At 56.5% G+C, this 356-nt stretch carries 1 pseudogene; it reads left to right on the plus strand.

Annotation, left to right across the window (positions count from 1 at the left end):
- Positions 1-99: 99 nt before the first annotated feature.
- Positions 100-356, plus strand: a pseudogene (locus tag KDM89_RS20580) (DUF1045 domain-containing protein); the annotation flags it as partial.

Genomic DNA, 356 nt, shown 5'->3' on the forward strand with positions numbered 1-356 from the left:
TATGCGCGCGATTCCGCCTAAAGGCGCGAATCTGTCCATGCCGATGAGTTTTTTATTGCGCGATTCATTGCGCTTTCCGAGTGATCAGGTAGGTGATTAATGGCCCGTTACGCGCTTTACTTTTCCCCCATATCCAACCCGGCCTGGCTGCAAGCCGGTAATCTGTGGCTGGGTCGCGATATCCGCGATATGCGGGAAGGGCAGCAACTGCGCGTCACGGACGTTGCTCCCAAGGTCTTGCATACCCTGACGCGCGATGCCAGACGCTATGGTTTTCATGCTACGCTGAAAGCACCTTTCCGGCTGGCGGAAGGTTATCAGCGTGCCGACCTGGAGCAGGCACTGCAAACCTTCTG

It is taken from the genome of Cognatundibacterium luofuense (assembly GCF_018139685.1).
Classification (GTDB): domain Bacteria; phylum Pseudomonadota; class Gammaproteobacteria; order Burkholderiales; family Burkholderiaceae_D; genus Undibacterium; species Undibacterium luofuense.